The sequence below is a fragment of the Maritimimonas sp. 2304DJ26-3 genome (assembly GCF_056591635.1).
Map to the genome: position 1 here is coordinate 450,046 of NZ_JBWQOK010000002.1, position 19,199 is coordinate 469,244.

General features: G+C 32.1%; 19 protein-coding genes. 11 read left to right on the forward strand and 8 right to left on the reverse strand.

What is annotated here, in order from left to right; all coding sequences use genetic code 11:
• Positions 1-61: 61 nt before the first annotated feature.
• On the forward strand, positions 62-586 hold the full coding sequence (locus tag AC1EUV_RS07045) for a DinB family protein (RefSeq protein ID WP_480197972.1): 525 nt from the start codon (positions 62-64) through the stop codon (positions 584-586).
• On the opposite strand, the gene AC1EUV_RS07050 is transcribed toward AC1EUV_RS07045, so the two are convergent.
• Positions 583-1,398: a methyltransferase domain-containing protein gene (locus AC1EUV_RS07050; protein WP_480197973.1), complete on the reverse strand. Its 816-nt coding sequence runs from the start codon at positions 1,396-1,398 to the stop codon at positions 583-585. The two genes, AC1EUV_RS07045 and AC1EUV_RS07050, sit on opposite strands and share 4 nt — an antisense overlap.
• 146 nt (positions 1,399-1,544) lie before the next feature.
• On the opposite strand from AC1EUV_RS07050, the gene AC1EUV_RS07055 reads away from it, so the two are divergent.
• From AC1EUV_RS07055 to folD, 4 genes are all read left to right on the forward strand, one after another.
• Positions 1,545-2,393, forward strand: coding sequence for an alpha/beta hydrolase family protein (locus tag AC1EUV_RS07055; protein WP_480197974.1), 849 nt, complete (start codon positions 1,545-1,547; stop codon positions 2,391-2,393).
• Positions 2,394-2,472: 79 nt separating this feature from the next.
• Positions 2,473-3,081, forward strand: coding sequence for an SGNH/GDSL hydrolase family protein (locus AC1EUV_RS07060; RefSeq protein ID WP_480197975.1), 609 nt, complete (start codon positions 2,473-2,475; stop codon positions 3,079-3,081).
• Between the two features lie 54 nt (positions 3,082-3,135).
• On the forward strand, positions 3,136-4,467 hold the full coding sequence (gene ffh, locus AC1EUV_RS07065) for a signal recognition particle protein (RefSeq protein ID WP_480197976.1): 1,332 nt from the start codon (positions 3,136-3,138) through the stop codon (positions 4,465-4,467).
• Positions 4,468-4,521: 54 nt separating this feature from the next.
• Positions 4,522-5,397, forward strand: a complete 876-nt coding sequence (gene folD, locus AC1EUV_RS07070) for a bifunctional methylenetetrahydrofolate dehydrogenase/methenyltetrahydrofolate cyclohydrolase FolD (RefSeq protein ID WP_480197977.1) — start codon at positions 4,522-4,524, stop codon at positions 5,395-5,397.
• A gap of 9 nt (positions 5,398-5,406) precedes the next feature.
• Here the strand turns inward: folD and AC1EUV_RS07075 are convergent, their stop codons facing one another.
• The 4 genes from AC1EUV_RS07075 to AC1EUV_RS07090 form a co-directional block, all read right to left on the reverse strand.
• Positions 5,407-5,658 carry a DUF1456 family protein gene (locus tag AC1EUV_RS07075; RefSeq protein WP_480197978.1) on the reverse strand — a complete coding sequence of 84 codons (252 nt, stop codon included), beginning with the start codon at positions 5,656-5,658 and terminating at the stop codon, positions 5,407-5,409.
• A gap of 2 nt (positions 5,659-5,660) precedes the next feature.
• Positions 5,661-6,779, reverse strand: a complete 1,119-nt coding sequence (locus tag AC1EUV_RS07080; protein ID WP_480197979.1) for a DEAD/DEAH box helicase — start codon at positions 6,777-6,779, stop codon at positions 5,661-5,663.
• Between the two features lie 201 nt (positions 6,780-6,980).
• Entirely contained in the window at positions 6,981-7,400 is a 420-nt protein-coding gene (locus AC1EUV_RS07085; protein WP_480197980.1) for a VOC family protein, read from the reverse strand.
• A complete protein-coding gene (locus tag AC1EUV_RS07090) occupies positions 7,397-7,762 on the reverse strand; it encodes a cupin domain-containing protein (protein ID WP_480197981.1) in 366 nt (121 codons plus the stop codon). The genes AC1EUV_RS07085 and AC1EUV_RS07090 overlap by 4 nt, the downstream gene beginning before the upstream one ends.
• A gap of 76 nt (positions 7,763-7,838) precedes the next feature.
• On the opposite strand from AC1EUV_RS07090, the gene argS reads away from it, so the two are divergent.
• The 3 genes from argS to AC1EUV_RS07105 all read left to right on the forward strand — a co-directional run bounded on the left by argS (position 7,839) and on the right by AC1EUV_RS07105 (position 11,845).
• Complete coding sequence (gene argS / locus AC1EUV_RS07095; protein WP_480197982.1) at positions 7,839-9,623, forward strand: arginine--tRNA ligase; 1,785 nt, start codon at positions 7,839-7,841, stop codon at positions 9,621-9,623.
• A gap of 112 nt (positions 9,624-9,735) precedes the next feature.
• On the forward strand, positions 9,736-10,434 hold the full coding sequence (locus AC1EUV_RS07100; RefSeq protein WP_480197983.1) for a DUF6090 family protein: 699 nt from the start codon (positions 9,736-9,738) through the stop codon (positions 10,432-10,434).
• A gap of 208 nt (positions 10,435-10,642) precedes the next feature.
• Positions 10,643-11,845, forward strand: coding sequence for a PGAP1-like alpha/beta domain-containing protein (locus tag AC1EUV_RS07105; protein ID WP_480197984.1), 1,203 nt, complete (start codon positions 10,643-10,645; stop codon positions 11,843-11,845).
• Positions 11,846-11,913: 68 nt separating this feature from the next.
• Here the strand turns inward: AC1EUV_RS07105 and AC1EUV_RS07110 are convergent, their stop codons facing one another.
• Positions 11,914-12,423, reverse strand: coding sequence for a hypothetical protein (locus tag AC1EUV_RS07110; protein WP_480197985.1), 510 nt, complete (start codon positions 12,421-12,423; stop codon positions 11,914-11,916).
• Between the two features lie 36 nt (positions 12,424-12,459).
• Positions 12,460-13,005, reverse strand: a complete 546-nt coding sequence (locus tag AC1EUV_RS07115; RefSeq protein WP_480197986.1) for a cupin domain-containing protein — start codon at positions 13,003-13,005, stop codon at positions 12,460-12,462.
• Between the two features lie 238 nt (positions 13,006-13,243).
• Between AC1EUV_RS07115 and AC1EUV_RS07120 the strand changes: the two genes are divergently transcribed.
• A complete protein-coding gene (locus AC1EUV_RS07120) occupies positions 13,244-16,084 on the forward strand; it encodes an ATP-binding protein (RefSeq protein ID WP_480197987.1) in 2,841 nt (946 codons plus the stop codon).
• Positions 16,085-16,182: 98 nt separating this feature from the next.
• Positions 16,183-16,986: a hypothetical protein gene (locus AC1EUV_RS07125; protein WP_480197988.1), complete on the forward strand. Its 804-nt coding sequence runs from the start codon at positions 16,183-16,185 to the stop codon at positions 16,984-16,986.
• Between the two features lie 55 nt (positions 16,987-17,041).
• Here AC1EUV_RS07125 and AC1EUV_RS07130 read toward each other — a convergent pair whose 3' ends face one another.
• Positions 17,042-17,665, reverse strand: a complete 624-nt coding sequence (locus tag AC1EUV_RS07130; RefSeq protein WP_480197989.1) for a peptidoglycan DD-metalloendopeptidase family protein — start codon at positions 17,663-17,665, stop codon at positions 17,042-17,044.
• Between the two features lie 180 nt (positions 17,666-17,845).
• Between AC1EUV_RS07130 and AC1EUV_RS07135 the strand changes: the two genes are divergently transcribed.
• Entirely contained in the window at positions 17,846-19,111 is a 1,266-nt protein-coding gene (locus tag AC1EUV_RS07135; RefSeq protein ID WP_480197990.1) for a DEAD/DEAH box helicase, read from the forward strand.
• Positions 19,112-19,199 lie beyond the last annotated feature (88 nt).

Sequence of the window (19,199 nt, forward strand, 5' to 3'; positions counted from 1 at the left end):
AATTTTCTTAAAATAGTAAGTTTTTCATTTTTTATATATTTAAAGCGAAAATTCATCACTTATGGATAAGGAATCTATTACAGAATTATTAGAAGAAAAACACAAGAACTTGTTTAATTGGTTAGAGACTGAACCCCAAGAAAACTGGGAAAAGGGCCCAAATGGTAAATGGACTTCTGGACAACATTCTCTACATTTATTACAAAGTATAAAAAAGGTAAATGATGCGTTAAGTATGCCTAAATTTTTGCTCCGTTCTAAGTTCGGTAAAGCAAATAGAGAAGTTAGAGCGTATGACGCCGTTGTAAAAAAGTATCAAGATAAATTGTCACAAAATATAGAAAAAGCAAAAGAGTTTAATTCAAAAGTAAAAATTCCTAAACCCAGTGAGAAAGACTATATTTTAAATAGACTTAAAACAGAAAATAAAAAGTTACAATACAAAACCAATAAATGGAAAGATAAAGACCTTGATAATCTTATTTTACCACATCCCTTAATGGGTAAAATGCCCGTACGCGAAATTATTATGTGGACAGCCTATCATGTAGAACATCACACAAATACCTTAAAAGATAGACATTAAATTTTTCTTGCAATTACTTCACGCATTGCAGGTGTAAAAATTGTAGCGCCTGATATTTTTTCTAAGTCTTTAAAAGCTAATAAAGCTTCTTCTACTTCTTTCTGAGTTAAATAACCTGCGTCAACTAATTTAGGAAAGTAGATATGAAAAAAACTTTTTGGCCAATGCCAAGTAAACTGATTAGGCGTTGCCATTTTTGTAAGCGGTCGTGTGCTAATTACTTTAAAACCACATTCCTCAAAATATATTGGTAGCTTTCTGCCAACGTCAATATCATTCTGATCTCTAAGACTTTGTAATGCTGCGGCAATAGCTTTAGCTAAAGCTGGTATATGAGGTTCCGATTGTAAAGTAGACCAATCAAAATATTCTTGAGTTACCACTACTCCATCTTTTTTTAATGCTTTATGAATCTTGGCAAGTACCTCTTTAGGGTTTGATATCCATGCCATGGCCCAACGATCATACACACCATCTATACTATTATCATCTAATTGCATATCATCAAAATCACAGCATTGTGTCTCAATATTTAAGTTAAATTGTTCAGCAACTTTATCTAAAAAATCAATATAATATGCAGATTTATCAATGCCTATTACTTTACCTTTTTCTCCTGCTATATAGGCTAATTCGGTGGTGCAAAATCCAGGACCACAACCCAAGTCTAAAAAGGTTTGCCCGGCAGTAAAGCCTGCTAATTCCCAGCTTTTAATGGCCTCACTAGACCAAACTTGGTGCTGTAAGCCTAAACGATGTAATTCTGCAGTTTCTGTACCTAAAATATAGGCATTGTTTTCTTGTTGTGACATTAGTAAGAGTTAGTTTGTATCTAAATTATAAAATATACTTGAAAATATTGATTGTGACTATTTAAAAAACTAACTTTATTTACCAACATTCACTTTAATAAAGTATTAAACAAATTATATTAAATTGGTATCAGTTAAATAAAATCATGAGAAAAATAATAATATTAGTCTCCATTGCACTTATTCATTATTACGGAGTAGGTCAAACATATAGCAATAAAGCTTTCAGTGATTTTTCTGTTGATTCAATGTTTCCAGCTTTCAATAAGGAAATGATTATTGATATAAAAGGAGATTCGATTGCAGGATACGCTTTTATCGCTAGTGGAAAAAAGCCAAAAGAAACGGTAATAATGGTGCATGGATTACCTGGAAATGATAACCAGTTTGATATCGCTCAATCTTTGAGAAGAACGGGTAGAAATGTAATTCATTTTAATTATCGAGGGTCATGGGGAAGTCAAGGAGAGTTTTTATACTCCAATTGTCTAGAAGATGTAGATGAAATAATAAAATACTTATCTAATAATGAAAACTCTAAAAAATTAAGAATAAACATTAATGATTTTGTGATATTAGGACGCAGTTTTGGTGGTGGAATTGCTTTAATACAAGGGAGTAAAAACAATAGAGTAAAGAAAATTATAGCTATCTCATCTATGAATGCTGGTTCCAGCACTCATCCTATTCACGATTTAAGTAAACTTTCAAGATGGAAAAAGTACCTAAAAAAGCAAATAATGCTAAATATAAATCCTTCAGCTTTTTTACAAGAAATATTTGATAATAAAACTCGATACGATGTACTATTATATAAAGACCTGTTAAAACAGAAAAAAGTATTATTAATAGAAGACACCCAAAACAATCAGAATTGGATTAAACCATTAGAAAATGTTGATTTTGAAATGTTAGAATCTGATCATAATTTCATTAGTAATAGAGTTAAAGTAATAAATACACTAATAGAATGGCTAAACAAAAATAAAAAATAAAAACACCATTTACTACAGCTATAAGTATTAACTATATCTAATAATTACTTTCAATCTATATTAATCAATCCCGTATAAAATGCATGATAAAAAAATTATTTTCGGTTTATTAATTATTTTAGTTCAGATTGGATTTTCTCAATCTGATGCCAAAACTAGCATCCTCTTTATTGGTAACAGTCTTACTTATACCAATAATTTACCCGTACTTGTAGAAGATGAAGCCAAAAAAGAAGGTGAAAAGGTTATAACCAAAATGATCGCCCAGCCAAACTATGCTTTAGAAGATCATTTTAATGATGGTATAGTTCAAGAGTTGATAAAAAAGAATCATTACGATTTTGTGATCATTCAACAAGGCCCATCGTCACAACCTTATGGTAGAAGCAGTCTTATTCAATATGGCAAAAAAATTAAAAAACTGTGTGATCAAAACAAAACAAAATTGGTCTATTTTATGGTGTGGCCATCGAGACAGTACTACCAAACCTATGATGGCGTGATCAAAAATCATACAGATGCTGCTGAAAAAAATAAAGCCTTCCTCGCACCTGTCGGTAAGATTTGGAAGGAGCATTTCGATGAAACTAATGACTTTTCCTATTATGGGGCAGATGGATTTCATCCATCCGAAAAAGGCAGTAAAAAAGCTGCTGAAATTATCGTAAAAACACTCTTTTCCAATTAAAATTTCTACACACAAATTCTTATCTTTGCCACTTACAAAAAATGACGCAGGATTATGTTTAATAATTTAAGTGATAAATTAGATAAAGCCTTTCATGTTTTAAAAGGACATGGAAAAATTACCGAAATAAATGTTGCAGAAACGCTTAAAGAGGTTCGTAGAGCCCTTTTAGATGCCGATGTTAACTTTAAAATAGCTAAACAATTTACAAACCGTGTTAAAGAAAAAGCACTTGGTCAGAATGTATTAACAGCATTAAAACCAGGTGAACTACTTGTAAAGATTGTTAAAGATGAGTTAACCGAGTTAATGGGTGGCGAAACTGCAGGTATTAACCTTGGCGGATCACCGACTGTTATTTTAATGTCTGGTTTACAAGGTTCTGGTAAGACTACCTTTTCAGGGAAACTGGCTAACTACCTTAAAAATAAAAAGACCAAACAAGTATTGTTGGTCGGTTGTGATGTGTACCGTCCTGCGGCGATCAATCAATTAAAAGTTGTTGGTGAGCAGATTGGTGTTGAAGTATATGCTGAAGAAGGAAATCAAAATCCGGTTGAAATTTCTCAAAACGCCATCAAACATGCAAAAGCAAATGGAAAAAATGTAGTTATTATTGATACCGCTGGTCGTTTAGCTGTTGATGACGAAATGATGACTGAAATTTCGAACATTCATAAAGCTGTACAGCCTCAAGAAACACTGTTTGTAGTAGATTCTATGACAGGTCAAGATGCTGTAAACACTGCAAAAGCCTTTAATGACATTTTAAATTTTGAAGGTGTAGTATTAACCAAATTAGATGGTGATACACGCGGTGGTGCTGCTTTATCAATTAAATCAGTTGTAGACAAGCCTATTAAGTTTATAGGTACCGGTGAAAAGATGGAAGCAATCGATGTTTTCCATCCTGATCGTATGGCAGACCGTATACTTGGTATGGGTGATGTGGTATCGTTAGTAGAGCGTGCTCAAGAACAATATGATGAGGAAGAAGCTCGTAAAATTCAAAAGAAAATTGCCAAGAATCAGTTTGGTTTTGATGATTTCTTAAAGCAGATTCAACAGATCAAAAAGATGGGTAACATGAAGGACCTTGTTGGTATGATACCTGGCGTTGGTAAAGCGATGAAAGATGTAGATATAGACGATGATGCTTTTAAAGGTATAGAAGCTATTATTCATTCAATGACACCTAAAGAAAGAAGTACGCCAGCAACTATCAATGCAAGCAGAAAAAAACGTATTGCTAAGGGATCTGGCACAACCGTTCAAGAAGTGAATCAACTCATGAAACAGTTTGATCAGATGAGCAAAATGATGAAAATGATGCAAGGTGGAGGCGGCAAACGCATGATGCAAATGATGAAAGGAATGGGAAGATAATATAACGGGCTGCTTACTTAAGTAGCCTTTTTTAATTATAAAAACTCTAAATAAATGATTTTACTTGACGGAAAAACGACTTCGAATACTATTAAAGATGAAATTACAGAAATTGTCGCCAAGCGTAAGGCCGAAGGTAAAAAAACACCCCATCTAGCAGCTGTACTTGTCGGGAACGATGGTGCCAGCATGACCTATGTGAACAGTAAAGTAAAATCGTGTGAACGAGTTGGCTTTAAGTCTACTTTGGTTAAGTTAGAAGATACCATTTCTGAAGAAGAACTATTGAATGAAATTGACAAATTAAACAACGATGCTGACATCGATGGATTCATCGTTCAATTACCCCTACCAAAACATATTGATGAATTAAAAGTAACCATGGCTGTACATCCTGATAAAGATGTGGATGGATTTCACCCTACTAATGTTGGTAAAATGGCCTTAAATATGCCTACTTTTTTACCTGCTACACCATACGGGATTTTAGAATTATTAGAGCGTTATGAAGTAGAAACAAGCGGAAAACATGTAGTAGTAATTGGTAGAAGTCATATAGTTGGAGAGCCAATGAGTATACTACTTGCTCAAAAACGAAAACAAGGTAATGCTACAGTAACTCTAACACATAGTCGTACTAAAAATTTACCTGAAATTACACGTCAAGCAGATATTATAGTTGCCGCTTTAGGTATTCCTGAATTCTTAACAGCTGATATGGTAAAAGAAGGAGTAGTAGTAATAGACGTAGGTATTACACGTGTTGATGACACTTCTAAAAAACGAGGTTATCGTTTAGCTGGTGATGTAGCTTTCGAAGAGGTGAGTAAAAAGTCTAGCTTTATTACACCAGTTCCTGGTGGTGTCGGACCTATGACTATCGCTATGTTATTAAAAAACACACTTCTGGCTTGCGAAAATAAAAGCTAAATTTATTCTTTAACTGGATTTATTTTCTTTTTTTAGAGGCATTGGTCCTCGTAAGTGAATCACCAATCCGTTTAAGAAATTACGTAAAATTTGATCTCCGCATTCAACATACTTAGGATGATTTTCATTCCTAAAAAAAGAACCTATTTCTGATTTAGACACTTTAAAATCTACTAAAGCACAAATCTTTACAATATCATCGTCTCGTAACTTTAATGCTACTCTCAATTTTTTAAAAATATCATTATTTGTCAATGCCATATCTAAATAATTGATTCTTTAAACTGAATACCTAGTGCCTTTTGAATTTCGTGAATACGCTGTAGTTCACTTGGCAAAACCAAAGCAATAGAGTCTCCTGTCTTTCCTGCTCTAGCCGTTCTACCACTTCTATGCGTGTAATATTCTAAATTTTCAGGTAATTGGTGGTGAATGACAAAACCAAGATTATTTACATCAATCCCTCTAGCTGAAACATCTGTTGAAACCAAAAGCTGCAAGCTTTTATTTTTAAATGCACGCATTACTTTATCGCGTTCTTTTTGTTGCATATCTCCTTCTAATGCATCTACTGAAAATCCTTCTTCTTTTAATTCTTTAGCTAAGCTTTGCGCACCGAGCTTTGTACGACAAAAAATAATACCTCTATCTTCAACTCTTTTATCAAGAACTTGCAAAAGTTTGCTTGTTTTATCCTTTATAGAAGTTAAGAAATATTGATGGCTAATATTTGCGTTTACTAGAGCATTTTTGTTTACTTCAACTTTTTCCGCATCAGTACTCATATAATTCATAATAATTTTCTGAATTTCATCAGGCATTGTGGCGGAAAATAACCATGTATTTCTAGTTCCAGCAGTGTACTTTAAAATAGTATCTAATTCTTGTTTAAAACCCATGCTTAACATTTCATCAGCTTCATCTAAAACCAACGTTTTAATTGCTCTAAGATCGACCGTTTTTCTTTCTATCAAATCAATTAAACGCCCAGGAGTAGCCACAATAACATGTGTAGGTCTTTGTAAACGATTTATTTGCTTATCAATTTTTTCACCTCCATAAATAGCTTCTAGAAATATCTTGTCATCAGTATACTTAGTAAATTTAAATAACTGTTTTTTAATCTGTTGAACTAATTCTCTTGTTGGTGACAAAACCAATGCTTGAACAATAGGTAAATTTGCATCAATGCTATGTAAAATTGGTAAACCATAAGCAGCTGTTTTACCTGTACCCGTCTGCGCTAAGCCAATAAAGTCTGTTTTTGAATTTACTAAGATGGGAATTGCTTTTTCTTGAATTTCTGTAGGTGATTTTATCCCTAATTCGTTTAAAGCTTTTATATATTTTTTGTTAACTCCTAAATCTAAAAATGCCGACATATCTCTTATAAAATGCAAATATATGCTTCTTATAAGTAGTAAACGTTCTAAGTAACAAAATCATTAAGCCACGGAAGAAAGAATGGCTAAAATAAGTTCTATAATTAAATACACTAGCATAACTTTAGATTTATTGTATAAAATTACTCATAATACAATCGTAGAATGTTAAGGAATTCTTATTTAAGAAATCTTTAACCTTTATTTTGCAAATAGCTGAGTAATATCTTTAAATGCTTTAAACTCTAAAGCATTACATGCAGGGTCTAAAAAAAACATTGTAGCTTGCTCCCCTATCTCGTCTTTAAAACGGACATAAGGTTCAATGACAAATTCAACTCCTTTTGCCTCGAGTTCATTAACAAAAGTGTGAAATTGTTCCCACTCGAGTACAACCCCATAATGAGGTACAGGTACATTTTTACCATCCACAGGATTAGTGTGCAATTGTTCTTCTGATTTAGGTTTGTAATGAATCACTAATTGGTGTCCAAATAAGTTAAAGTCTACCCAATGATCACTGCTCCTGCCTTCTTCGCAGCCTAAAATTTCTCTATAAAAAGTTCGGCATTCATCTAAATTATGAACAGGTATGGCTATATGAAATGGTTGAATACTCATTCTTCTCTATTTACCAAATTTATTGAAAAAGCAGGCGAGCACACAGCTAAATATTCGCATTCCACATCAAACGGATTTGAGTATTGAACTCGAGTATTCTTATCTATCTTTATAGATTGTCCTTGTTCCAAAACCAGAGTCTCATCATCAACTATAAACTGTTTTTTTCCCCTAATAATATAGGTATACTCATCAAATTCAGGCGTTTGAAAAGGTTCGCTCCAACCAGGAGGCGCCACCATGTGAGCAATACTAATATTTGAATTACCATCAGTGGCATTACCAAAATGCTCTTCAATTAGTTTTCCGTCAGTAGTGGGTACTATAAATGGAGATTTTTGAATTGTATATTTTTTAGACATAGTATCTTAATTACCAAGAATAAAAATAGCAATTTGAAAGCTAAATGTTTAATTTTGCGCCTTAATTTTTTGATGAATGACTATTCAAGAAACACTTAAGCACACAATAGAAAAAGCGTTTAACGAGATTTACAATGCATCTATAGAATCTGTTGAATTTCAAGCTACGCGTAAAGAATTTACTGGTGATATTACTGTTGTGGTGTTTCCTTTTTTACGAGTAGTTAAAGGAAATCCTGTTGAGATTGCCACTAAGTTAGGTGAATATATTAAAGAACATGTAAGTGAAGTTGCCAATTTTAACGTAGTAAAGGGGTTCTTGAATATTGAATTAAATGACACTTATTTCTTGGATCAGTTTAACGAAATTTATCAAACTACTAATTATGGAATTTCTTTTCTTAACATGGATGAAAATGCCGTAATGGTAGAATATTCTTCGCCTAATACAAACAAGCCATTACATTTAGGACATATGCGTAATATTCTTTTAGGATATTCAGTTGCCGAAATCTTAAAAGCATCGGGTAAAAAAGTTTACAAAACGCAGATCATTAACGATAGAGGTATACATATCTGTAAAAGTATGTTAGCTTGGCAACGTTATGGAAATGGTGAGACGCCAGAATCAACAGAATTAAAAGGAGATAAACTTGTTGGGAATTATTACGTAAAATTTGATCAAGAGTATAAAAAAGAAATCAATACGCTTGTCGCGGAAGGTATTACTGAAGCAGATGCTAAAAAGCAAGCCCCTATCCTACTCGAAGCTCAAGCGATGCTCAGAAAATGGGAGGCTGGACAATCAGAAACAGTAGAGCTTTGGAAAATGATGAATGGTTGGGTATATGATGGATTTAATATAACCTATAAAAACTTAGGTGTAGATTTCGATAAGTTATATTATGAAAGTAACACGTATCTATTAGGAAAAGAGTTTGTTGCAGAAGGTTTAAAAACGGGCGTATTCTTTAAAAAAGAAGATGGTTCCGTTTGGTGTGATCTAACCGATGAAGGTTTAGATGAAAAAATAGTATTACGTTCAGATGGCACAGCTGTTTATATGACCCAAGATATTGGTACGGCCATTCAACGTATTAAAGATCATCCAGATGTTGGTGGGTTAGTATATACTGTTGGTAATGAGCAAGATTATCACTTTAAAGTATTATTTCTAATACTTAAGAAATTAGGATTTGATTGGGCTAAAAACCTCTACCATTTAAGCTACGGCATGGTAGATCTTCCTTCAGGAAAGATGAAATCTCGTGAAGGAACAGTAGTAGACGCTGACGATTTGATTATAGAAATGGCTAATACTGCTCGAGAAATTTCTGAGGAATTAGGCAAATTAGAAGGTTATACAGAAGATGAAAAGAAATCTTTGTATAAAACCATAGGTCTTGGAGCACTTAAATATTATATTTTAAAAGTAGATCCTAAAAAACGAATTCTATTTGACCCAAAAGAGTCTATCGATTTTCAAGGAAATACTGGTCCTTTTATTCAATATACCTATGCTAGAATTCAATCAATTTTACGAAAAGCTGATTTTGATTATTCTAACACCCTAAGCGTAATCGAAGAGTCTTTACATGAAAAAGAACGTAATCTTTTAAAACAGCTTTCACTTTTTCCAGAAACAATTGAGCAAGCTGCACAGAATTATAGTCCAGCATTAATTGCTAATTATACTTACAATCTGGTAAAAGAATACAATTCATTCTACCAAAGTGTACCTATTTTGGGCTCACAAAGTGAGCAAGAAAAAATCTTTAGAACACAACTTTCTGATAAGGTTGCTGAAGTAATTAAATCTGCTTTTGGTTTATTAGGTATTACAGTACCTGAGCGTATGTAATTTAGCTTGATTCTTAAATTATTTTCGGCTAACTTCGCTTATCGACCGATATAGTTCATTAAAACGGAACGATATCTAAACTTTGTGCTTCATTAAAACCAACCGCTAACCAATGATAAAATTCTTTAGACAAATTCGCCAAAACTTACTTATGGAAAACAAAACTGGAAAGTATTTTAAATATGCAATTGGTGAAATTTTTCTTGTTGTTATTGGAATTTTAATTGCCTTATCGATTAATAATTGGAATACAAACAGGTTAGAAAAAAAGGAAGTAGCGAATTTCTTGGAACAGATAGAAGCTGAATTAGAGTCGGACATAATTCATTTTAATGAGAATATATCTAACATAAAAAGATACACTGACTACCTTTATAAGGTTACTGAAAGAAAATATGATGAAATTGATTTGTCTCAATTGCCAAATTCTTTGGCGATGAATTCAAGTTCCAAAAATTTTGGATTATCTTATACTAAAATGTTAGAATCTGGAATTATAAAGCATATTGAAAATAGTCAAATAAGTAAAAGTTTACAAACATATTACTTGGTAAATTGTGTAAAATATAATAGTAATATTGAATTTCACGCAAACTTTGTGTCGGATCATATTGAAGGCCCTTTACTCTTAATGTTAAATCATAAAAAAGATTTTCTTGTCGACCCTAAAGAAGTTATTGAAGAGTTAGAAAACGGAAAATTAATGTCCCTTGTAAATTGGCAAATTTCTACTTTTGAAAATCAAATACTTATAATTGAGGAAAACGCTATTAAGGCAAAGGAATTGATTAGCTTAATTTCTAAAAAATAACGAAAGCACAACACCGTGTATAATTCATTGCTAGTACTCGCCTACTTACGAAAATCCTCGCGGATTTTCTATCTGGTTTGTATTTGCTAATTTAGTTACTGAAATACGCAACGAAATCATACACAAACACGATAAGCGAACTTTTTCTTTTTTAGCCAAAACAAACTCAAATTTATTTATCTTTCATGTATCATAGGCACAGTATTAAATGTCAAAAAATAAAAATTCAGATTTACAAGGCATTACTCGTTTAATTACAGAAGCTACATTAGGTATAACAGATTTGGTCGAGGCAATGCACAAGCGAGTTGTACATCCTCCATTTTTACCGTCAACTCCCATTCAACATCTTATTACTAATATAGCTGGTATTACTTATAAAAATATTAAATGGAGTACCAAACTTATCGGAAATGGTTTAGATAAAGGTTTAGAACAATTAGCACCTACATTTGGCCAACTAAAAAGTACAGAGAAAAAGGAAGCTATAAGGTCAGCTTTAAATGGCGTGATCGGAGATTATTTAGAAGAAAAAGAAAATCCGTTAAGGGTTACTATGCAATTTAGGCATCAGGCAAAAGTTATACCACTTGATAGTAAAAATATTACATTAGCTTATCCTGATATAAATGGAAAAATACTTTTGATGGTACATGGTTCTTGTATGAATGATATACAATGGACCCAAAAAGAACATAACCATGGTGTAGTATTAGCAAAAGAGTTACGCAAAACACTTATTTACCTACATTACAATAGTGGTCGCCATATTTCTACCAATGGGCAAAACTTTAATGAATTATTAGAAAAATTAATAGTTAATTGGCCAGTACCTATAGAAGAACTAACCATTGTTGCTCATAGTATGGGTGGTTTAGTAACTAGAAGTGCAATGCATTATGGGCAACAGCAACAAAAACATTGGATAAAGCATCTAAAAAAAGTCGTTTTTTTAGGAACACCTCATCATGGCACACCTTTAGAAAGGGCTGGTAACTATTTAGATGTTATTCTAGAGACAATACCCTATACAAAACCTTTTGCAAGACTAGGGAAAATAAGAAGTGCTGGTGTAACAGATTTAAGGTATGGTTATCTAGTGGATCAAGATTGGCAAGGTAGTGATCGTTTCGAAATGCAAACAGAAAAAAAACAAATCATTCCTTTACCTGAACAAATAGCATGTTTTAGTATAGCTGCTTGTGTTAAAAAAGAGACAGACTCATTATCATCTCGATTATTAGGAGATAGGTTGGTTGGTATAGATAGTGCCTTAGGGAAACATAAAGATGCTATTAAAAATTTAAATTTTAAGAAAAAAAATACTTGGATCACTTATGAGAGTACTCATATAGATTTGCTAAGTAGTCCAAAAGTATATACTAAAATAAAGGAGTGGTTGTATATTTAAAAATAAACCCAAACTTTCAGTTTGGGTTTATTAATCAAAAGCTCTTTTTCAAAACAATTTTTCAAAGTTTAGTTTCCGGTTCCAACAGCGGGATTAAACTCTGCAAAGATTCCGTCAGGGTTATCTTTACCTATCCATACATGTAATTGCCACTGACTTAAATTAGTATTCAAATGCCAATGGTCTTCGCTTCCTGTAAATCCTTCAGGTGGCGTTTCTGGATTATCTAAATCTACAACCGGAGTTACATATTCTACTGCAACAAATTCCATATTCCCATTACTATCAGGCGCGTACAATATTATCTCTGGACTTAACAATTCAAAAGTATTATCAACTCGTGGAGGCAAAAGATAGTGATGCCCCATGTTAGGTACAAACCCAGATACATCAAAAAAGCCTTCTGAGGTAGCTACATCAATATTTTCATATTTGGCCATAGCTTCTTTTAATTGATTAACTTCAATCTCCCATTGAGCGAGCTGTACTCCATCATCATCGCTGCTGCACCCTAAAAAAGCGGTGATTAAAAGTAAAAGAGACAATACTTTTAACATTTTTAATTTTTTCGTTTTCATGTTATTTATGATTTTGATTAATAATTTGTTATTTGTTTACACGAACTTAATTCCATACTTTGCACTTATAGTTGCTACTTTATTAAGGTCAGGTTTCCCTGGAGGCATTTTGTCAAATTCTTCGAACATAAACTCCATGCCAGCAGGATATACAGAAACATTTAATTGAGCATCTTTATCACCAACAACTCTCCACGAATGTGGAATATTTTTAGGTGCAAATGCCATATCACCAGCTTGTAAAACAGATTTTTTTTCTCCGATAGTAAATTCTACAGTTCCCTCTACTACACGAAATATTTCATCTTCTTTGGTATGAACATGTGGCGGAATACCAGACCCTGGCTTTAAATAATCAATCCATTCAAAAAACTGATTATTAGTATCCTTACCTACTAACTTATGTACTTGTTTATTACCAAGTACCATTAATTCTTTTCCAGCTTCAGCTGTAATTACTTTTTCTTTTGTCCTTTTATCTGTAACAGGGCCTGAAGTAGTATTTGCCATTACTGAAGTTACGGGAAGCATGGCTAGTACTCCTATTCCTTTTAACTGATTTAAAAATGTTTTTCTATTCATAACTATGTTTTTTTTAATTCTAATTTGATGACCTTTAAAAGTTTAGTACAAAGCTATTTTTAGAAAGCATGATCTGTTAACACTCAGGTTGCAACCTATAGCTATTTTGTATCAAAAGTGATAGAAGAGACAGTTATGTTATATAATGAAACAATGGTGTTAGTGCTTCATAATCAAACTGGTGATCTTAGCATTTAAATAGAAATACAGATAAATTTTAGTAACTTTTCGATAAAATATGAAGCTTAGATTATTATATACTTTATTATTTATGCTCGCGATACAATTGGTATCTGGGCAAAGTATTTATGAACTAGACCCTAAATATCCTGTTCATGATCTTAATACACACCTTAAAGTATATGCTGATAGTACAGATAGTTTTACGCCAGAAATTATTCTTCGTGATTCAATCATGCATTTTCAAAAAGGTAATGAATTACCTAGGTATCTAAATGTTGGAACTACCTATTGGGGAAAACTAAATCTAATAATTAAAGACTCTTTAAAAGGATGGGGCTTACATTTTGAAGACAAAATGATTGGCCCGCCAGCATGGACAAAAAGCAACGGAAAAATAGATGTATATGCCTATGCAAACAATCAATTATTGTTTCATAAAAAGAGTGGTGTAGAATACCCAAAAAAAGAAAGAGATAGCAAGGCTAATTGGGTTTTAAATAACATTAAAATTGATGATCTACCGAAAAATTTACCTATCTCAATAATAATTAAGGCCCAAGGAAACAGCATTGGTTATCCTACTTATTTTAATTTATCTGCAAGAAGCCCAAAACAACCTTTTTATCATCAAATCTATCAATTCAACAACAGTTTTAATATTTTTATGTTTGGAGTAACTTTTATAATCTTTTTATTCCACATCTTACAATTTATTTATTCAAGACAGCGTATCTTTTTTTGGTTTTCGCTATGGTTACTGTTCTGTATGTTAACCCAAGCTATGACAATAGGGCTTATTCTTGGCTCTATATCGAAGTTTAGATATCCAGTCTGGATGCTCATTGCCAATGGTATCTATTTTACATTTTGGTTTTTTGGTAGGTCTTTTGTTGAGTCTAAAAAGAAGTTTCCTGTACTGGATAAATTTATGCTAGGTTTAGCATTATTTATACTAGCAGAAATAATTATTATGACGAGCTATGTAATTATTTTTAAACCCCAAACATATTTTACAAGTGTAGGTATACACTATCAACTATTAAATATTTATACCTTAGGTAGTCTCATACTTTCTATAGTTTTAAGCTTTAAAAAAGACCTTTTTGCTAGGTACTTCGGTATAGGTTCTTTGATAGCTAGTCTTTTTTTAATTGTTGGAACACTTTGGGCAATGGGAATTATAAAACTTCCTTTTAGAATAGACCCTTTTGCTACTGGTATATTTCTACAGATAATTATATACGCATTTGGTATTGCTTATAGACAGCAAAAAACAACGCAAAGAGCACAAGATGAAAGATTACAATCTGAGCGTTCTTTCGCTGAGATACAACGGATGAAAGATCTTGATGAAGTTAAAACACGCTTCTTTGCCAACATAAGTCATGAATTTAGAACACCATTAGCGTTGATAAATGGCCCGCTACAACAAGCTAAAAAACTATCGAGCGATAAGTTGAATAACTCCATTTTATTAAATGAAAAATCTTTTCAAGTTATTAAAAAAAATACCTCAAGATTGCAAATGCTCGTTGATCAATTATTGGATCTTTCAAAAATTGAAAGTGGCAATCTTCATTTAAATTTAAAGAAAGGTAATTTAATGCAATTCATTCGCTCCCAGGTATTTTCTTTTGAAAGCATGGCAGAGCGTCAAAATATTAGTTTAAATACTCATTTTGCAGAAGAACCTAAACTAGCCTACTATGATAAAGACAAACTTGAAAAAATAATTAATAATCTTCTTTCTAATGCTTTTAAATACACTTCACAAGGTGGAGCGGTAAATATAGATGTTAGTCATAATAATAAAAATATAACTTTAGAAATAGGTGATACTGGTAAAGGAATAAGTAAAGAAGAAATCAATCGTATTTTCGATCGCTTTTATAGAGTTGAAGGAACTGAGGCCAAAGGGTCTGGTATAGGGTTAGCCTTAACTAAAGAACTCATAGACTTACATAATGGTAAAATAAGTGTACATAGTGAAAAAGGCCGTGGTACAACCTTTAAAGTAAGACTACCAATCACACTCAATGATTTGCCCGAATCTGTAATAATTCGAAAAATTTATGAGGAAAATAATAAGCTTGATGAATCTTTGATTGATGAGAAAGAATTGGTGAATCAAGATGATTCTACTAATGAACATCATGAAAATGTTGTGCTTTTAGTAGAGGATAATAAAGACCTACAGGAGTTTATTTCAGAGATATTAAAACATCATTATAAAGTAATTACCGCTGACGACGGATTGCAAGGTGAACGAATGGCCTTTGAGCATATACCAGATTTAGTAATTAGTGATGTAATGATGCCAAAAAAGGATGGTTATCAGCTCTGTAATTCACTTAAAGCAAATTTAAAGACCAGTCATATTCCTGTTATCATGCTAACCGCTAAAGCGGGACAATCTAATAAAATGGCTGGATTAACTTTAGGTGCTGATGCTTATATTACAAAACCTTTTGATGCCGACGAGCTTTTAATACGTACCAAAAATTTAATAGCAGCTCGCAAAAAAATATGGGAACAATTTAAATCATTAGATCTGACCCTCATTGAAGATTTAGATCTACAATCTGTAGATGATCAGTTTTTACAAAAAGTAGCAAAAACTATTAAAAATAATTTAGATAATGAACTTCTATCTGTAGAAGATATTGCTTCTAATGTAGGTTTTAGTCGAGCGCAATTACACAGAAAATTAAAGGCTTTAACCAATAAGTCTGCAGGGCAACTAGTAAGTGAAATACGATTAAACGAAGCAAGAAAATTACTTGAAAGCAAGGCTGGTTCTGTTTCAGAAATTGCCTATTCAGTAGGATATTCTAATATGTCTTATTTTACTAAAAGTTTTAAAGAAAAGTTCGGTATACTGCCTAGTAAAGTATGAGTTAATTTCATTTGTTTCTTATCAATTTTTCTTCGAAATTCGCCATTCAATTAATAACTTTGATTGAATTCAAACGTTATATGCATTATTATGAACATATGAAAAAATTCAAATTATTCTTTTGCTTAATTGCAGTCTTGTTGATAGTTTCTTGCTCTACTGAAGATGACCGTGAGGATACTATTATTGAAAACCCGGGATTACTAAAGTTAATAGAAACTAATGCGCTGAAAACAGAGATTTTTTACTCTGAAAATGATCGTATTCAAAATATTGAATTTACCAGCATAAGTCATAAAACTACATTCGACTTAGACTATGATAATGATAAAGCTGTAGGACTGATAGTAACTATTAACTATTTCAATCCCAGTGATGAACAAACTACTGAATTTACTATTGAGTATGACAATAATCAAATAACCATAACCCCTGTTGAAAACTCAATTAATGAGAGTACAGTGATTATTAAAACAACTAATGAATTCATCGATTCTACGAAGATATTTTATACTGATAATAATAATACAATTATAGAAGAAATATTCACTAGGGACTTAAATAATAATATAGAGAGTATCACCTTATCCGTTAGTGACAACAATCCCAACAATGAATATGTAAGTGAAACTACTTTTTCAGATTTTAATAGTAAAGTAAAACTCAATCCTATTCATAACCCAGTTTTTGAATTACAACTTGGTGTACTTTATGCTGTTTTGAATTTGAAAATTTCAGATGAAAATCCAACAAGTTCTTCTAAATTAACAGGTATTGGACATTTTTATCAAGAATACCGATCGATAGCATTTGATTATAATGAAAATGGATTTGTTTGGAAAGGTGTGCTACAATTTCTTTCTGAAACATATACTTATAATTTTAATTACTACGAACAATAAGCCAATCTTAAAGAAATATTACATTTTTATTGTATTTAGATCTTGATAAGCGAAACTACCTCAATCCCAATAGTAAATTTGGATTAGGGCAATTCATTTTATGAAACTCTAAATCTTTCTTACTACAAACACCTGGATAATCACCAAAATTATTTTGTAAATCTTTAATCAATTGAAAATGTAAATGAGGTGCATAACCTCCATTAACCTCTGACAAACCCAAAGTAGCAATGGTTTGCCCTTTTGTAACCTTCTGTCCTATTTGTAATCCTTGTAAAGAATTCAAGCTTAAATGACCATATAAAGAATAGAATTCCACCTCATCCATTACGTGTTTTATAATAATAGTTGGTCCATAATCGCCTAAACTTTTATTGTTATTATAACTATGAATTTCTCCATCTAAAACAGCAATAACTTTTGTTCCAGATTTACACCAAAGGTCAACACCCAAGTGAATGTTTCGCTCTTCAGATCCGATAAAATTGTGCTCGCCTTTATACAAATTTCGTTCTTCAAGATATCCGCCATAAGCTATTTGTGCATTGTATTTTTTTAAGTATGAGTTGATATAAGTATCACATTCTTTATAATTAGAAATATTAATTTCCTTTAAGTCTTTATTCTCAACTGACAGATTAATAGCCATATATTTATCTAAAGCAATTGAATCGTCCATAACATAAAGTGGTTTATTACGTATAGCATTTAAAAATTTAGAAAAAGATTTCTTTAGCATAAATAAAAACACATTATTGAAGCGTAAAAATAAGAATACTCGAATAAACTTTACTTAAATAATATAAAAGCAAATTGTACTAATTAATCAACTACCTTTGTGCTCTGTACAAAAAACTATATGACATTTAAAGACTTAGGTTTAATTGAGCCTATATTAAAAGCCCTAGACGACCAAGGCTATACGCAACCAACACCTATACAAGAACAATCAATTCCAATTTTACTTCGTAACAAAGATTTATTAGGTTGTGCACAAACTGGTACAGGCAAAACTGCTGCATTCTCGATACCCATACTACAACACCTTTACAATAATATTAAGCTTAGAGACAAACAGCGTAGAATAAAAGCTTTAGTTGTTACACCTACTCGAGAACTTGCAATACAAATTGCGGAGAGTTTTACAGCTTATGGTAAATACACAGGTATAAAAAATACCGTCATTTTTGGTGGGGTAAAACAAGGCGCACAAACCCAAGCTTTAAAACAAGGTGTAGATATTTTAGTAGCTACACCTGGTAGGTTATTAGACTTAATGCAACAAGGCTTTATTACATTAAGAGACATTGAATATTTTGTATTAGATGAAGCTGACCAGATGCTAGACATGGGTTTTATACATGATATTCGAAAGATTATCGCAAAGTTACCTCCTAAACGTCAATCTCTATTCTTTTCTGCGACGATGCCAGCTAGTATTATAGCCTTATCTCAAAAAATATTAGGCAAGTACGAAAAAGTGACTATTAAACCAAAACAAGCAACAGCCGAAAAAGTAGATCAAGCTCTATATTTTGTCTCAAAAAAAGCTAAAATAAAATTGCTGATTCATTTACTAGAAACCAGAGTAACAGGTTCTACACTGGTCTTTTCTCGCACAAAACATGGTGCAAATAAAATAGTAAAGCTACTAGATAGAGCTAAAATAAAAGCAGAAGCTATTCATGGTAACAAATCGCAAGGCGCACGACAAAAAGCCTTAGAGAATTTTAAAAATGGTGATACACGTGTTTTAATAGCCACAGATATTGCGGCTAGAGGCATTGATGTATCTGCTTTATCTTTTGTTATTAATTATGACTTACCTAACATTCCCGAAACTTATGTACATCGTATTGGTAGAACTGGTAGAGCAAAAGCTAGTGGTATAGCGTTATCATTTTGTGATAAAGACGAACGCCCATATCTGAAAAGTATTCAGAAACTAATTCGTCAAAATATTCCTGTAATAAAAGAGCATCCTTTTATTCATGATATAAATGAAGCAAAAGAAGAATCTGAACCTTTAAAAAAGAATTCTAAATCTAGAAACTTTCGCAGGGGTAGAAAAAATAATAATAGGGGGAAATCGAGTAGAAATAGATCTAGAAATAGGGATTCATAAAACTTCCGTATTGTGGAAAATGCAACTTTAATGTTACATAAGCCTAAAGATAACTTTCATAAAAAAGATAGGCAGTTTCATATAAAAC

What these genes read in the sequence shown, in the direction of transcription:
- AC1EUV_RS07045 (WP_480197972.1), top strand. Translation starts at nt 62, where the DNA reads ATGGATAAGGAATCTATTACAGAATTATTAGAAGAAAAACACAAGAAC.
- AC1EUV_RS07050 (WP_480197973.1), bottom strand. Translation starts at nt 1,398, where the DNA reads ATGTCACAACAAGAAAACAATGCCTATATTTTAGGTACAGAAACTGCA.
- AC1EUV_RS07055 (WP_480197974.1), top strand. Translation starts at nt 1,545, where the DNA reads ATGAGAAAAATAATAATATTAGTCTCCATTGCACTTATTCATTATTAC.
- AC1EUV_RS07060 (WP_480197975.1), top strand. Translation starts at nt 2,473, where the DNA reads ATGCATGATAAAAAAATTATTTTCGGTTTATTAATTATTTTAGTTCAG.
- ffh (WP_480197976.1), top strand. Translation starts at nt 3,136, where the DNA reads ATGTTTAATAATTTAAGTGATAAATTAGATAAAGCCTTTCATGTTTTA.
- folD (WP_480197977.1), top strand. Translation starts at nt 4,522, where the DNA reads ATGATTTTACTTGACGGAAAAACGACTTCGAATACTATTAAAGATGAA.
- AC1EUV_RS07075 (WP_480197978.1), bottom strand. Translation starts at nt 5,658, where the DNA reads ATGGCATTGACAAATAATGATATTTTTAAAAAATTGAGAGTAGCATTA.
- AC1EUV_RS07080 (WP_480197979.1), bottom strand. Translation starts at nt 6,779, where the DNA reads ATGTCGGCATTTTTAGATTTAGGAGTTAACAAAAAATATATAAAAGCT.
- AC1EUV_RS07085 (WP_480197980.1), bottom strand. Translation starts at nt 7,400, where the DNA reads ATGAGTATTCAACCATTTCATATAGCCATACCTGTTCATAATTTAGAT.
- AC1EUV_RS07090 (WP_480197981.1), bottom strand. Translation starts at nt 7,762, where the DNA reads ATGTCTAAAAAATATACAATTCAAAAATCTCCATTTATAGTACCCACT.
- argS (WP_480197982.1), top strand. Translation starts at nt 7,839, where the DNA reads ATGACTATTCAAGAAACACTTAAGCACACAATAGAAAAAGCGTTTAAC.
- AC1EUV_RS07100 (WP_480197983.1), top strand. Translation starts at nt 9,736, where the DNA reads ATGATAAAATTCTTTAGACAAATTCGCCAAAACTTACTTATGGAAAAC.
- AC1EUV_RS07105 (WP_480197984.1), top strand. Translation starts at nt 10,643, where the DNA reads ATGTCAAAAAATAAAAATTCAGATTTACAAGGCATTACTCGTTTAATT.
- AC1EUV_RS07110 (WP_480197985.1), bottom strand. Translation starts at nt 12,423, where the DNA reads ATGAAAACGAAAAAATTAAAAATGTTAAAAGTATTGTCTCTTTTACTT.
- AC1EUV_RS07115 (WP_480197986.1), bottom strand. Translation starts at nt 13,005, where the DNA reads ATGAATAGAAAAACATTTTTAAATCAGTTAAAAGGAATAGGAGTACTA.
- AC1EUV_RS07120 (WP_480197987.1), top strand. Translation starts at nt 13,244, where the DNA reads ATGAAGCTTAGATTATTATATACTTTATTATTTATGCTCGCGATACAA.
- AC1EUV_RS07125 (WP_480197988.1), top strand. Translation starts at nt 16,183, where the DNA reads ATGAAAAAATTCAAATTATTCTTTTGCTTAATTGCAGTCTTGTTGATA.
- AC1EUV_RS07130 (WP_480197989.1), bottom strand. Translation starts at nt 17,665, where the DNA reads ATGGACGATTCAATTGCTTTAGATAAATATATGGCTATTAATCTGTCA.
- AC1EUV_RS07135 (WP_480197990.1), top strand. Translation starts at nt 17,846, where the DNA reads ATGACATTTAAAGACTTAGGTTTAATTGAGCCTATATTAAAAGCCCTA.